General features: G+C 50.9%; 8 tRNA genes and 2 rRNA genes. All 10 read right to left on the bottom strand.

What is annotated here, in order from left to right:
* Position 1: 1 nt before the first annotated feature.
* Positions 2-75 (bottom strand) — tRNA-Pro (locus EKM94_RS12190).
* A 5-nt stretch (positions 76-80) separates the two neighbouring features.
* Positions 81-154, bottom strand: a tRNA-Arg gene (locus EKM94_RS12195).
* 12 nt (positions 155-166) lie between these two features.
* Positions 167-252: transfer RNA gene (locus EKM94_RS12200), tRNA-Leu, on the bottom strand.
* A 13-nt stretch (positions 253-265) separates the two neighbouring features.
* Positions 266-337: transfer RNA gene (locus tag EKM94_RS12205), tRNA-Gly, on the bottom strand.
* 4 nt (positions 338-341) lie between these two features.
* Positions 342-414 (bottom strand) — tRNA-Thr (locus EKM94_RS12210).
* 44 nt (positions 415-458) lie between these two features.
* Positions 459-541, bottom strand: a tRNA-Leu gene (locus tag EKM94_RS12215).
* 17 nt (positions 542-558) lie between these two features.
* Positions 559-631, bottom strand: a tRNA-Lys gene (locus EKM94_RS12220).
* Between the two features lie 2 nt (positions 632-633).
* A tRNA-Val gene (locus tag EKM94_RS12225) sits at positions 634-706 on the bottom strand.
* A gap of 5 nt (positions 707-711) precedes the next feature.
* Positions 712-828 (bottom strand): 5S ribosomal RNA (gene rrf, locus EKM94_RS12230).
* Between the two features lie 83 nt (positions 829-911).
* Positions 912-1,051 (bottom strand): 23S ribosomal RNA (locus EKM94_RS12235); the annotation flags it as partial.

Below are 1,051 nucleotides of genomic sequence, written 5' to 3' on the forward strand. Positions count from 1 at the left end.
ATCGGGAAGACAGGATTCGAACCTGCGACCCCCTGGTCCCAAACCAGGTGCTCTACCAAGCTGAGCTACTTCCCGAACTATGCACCCAGTAGGAGTCGAACCTACAACCTTCTGATTCGTAGTCAGACACTCTATCCAGTTGCGCTATGGGTGCATTTCATCATAATGCCGAGAATCGGAATCGAACCGATACGGAGATCACTCTCCGCAGGATTTTAAGTCCTGTGCGTCTGCCAGTTCCGCCACCCCGGCGTCTTATAATGAAAGCGGAAGACGGGATTCGAACCCGCGACCCCCACCATGGCAAGGTGATGTTCTACCACTGAACTACTTCCGCATTATGCCGACTAGACGATTTGAACGCCCGACCCTCTGATTACAAATCAGATGCTCTACCAACTGAGCTAAGTCGGCATCTTGGTTTTCCTCTTTTCTCGCGCCGTTGGCGCTCCGCTTAATACGGGTGAAGGGACTTGAACCCATACGTCCATTGGACACTAGAACCTAAATCTAGCGCGTCTGCCAATTCCGCCACACCCGCGTGGTTGGGGCCAACGATGAGTCGTGACAGGCTCGAACTGTCGACCCTCTGATTAAAAGTCAGATGCTCTACCAACTGAGCTAACGACTCAATGGAGGTTACAGGGCTCGAACCTGTGACCCTCTGCTTGTAAGGCAGACGCTCTCCCAGCTGAGCTAAACCTCCATTTAGCGTGGCAACGCCCTATCCTCGCAGGCAGTCTCCCACCAACTACTTTCGGCGCTAAAAAGCTTAACTTCTGTGTTCGGCAAGGGAACAGGTGTATCCTTCTTGCTATCGCCACCACACTCTTTACTTTGAAAGAACTTTCGCTCTCTCAAAACTGGATCCTATGTCACTGCTTTAACCATTTTGCAACTCTTTTTGACCTTTGGTCAAGTCCTCGACCGATTAGTACTGGTCAGCTCCATACGTCGCCGTACTTCTACACCCAGCCTATCTACCTCATATTCTCTGAGGGGTCTTACTAACTTACGTTATGGGAAATCTCATCTTGAGTGGGGCTTCACA

This window comes from Lapidilactobacillus achengensis, from assembly GCF_003946655.1.
GTDB classification, from domain to species: domain Bacteria; phylum Bacillota; class Bacilli; order Lactobacillales; family Lactobacillaceae; genus Lapidilactobacillus; species Lapidilactobacillus achengensis.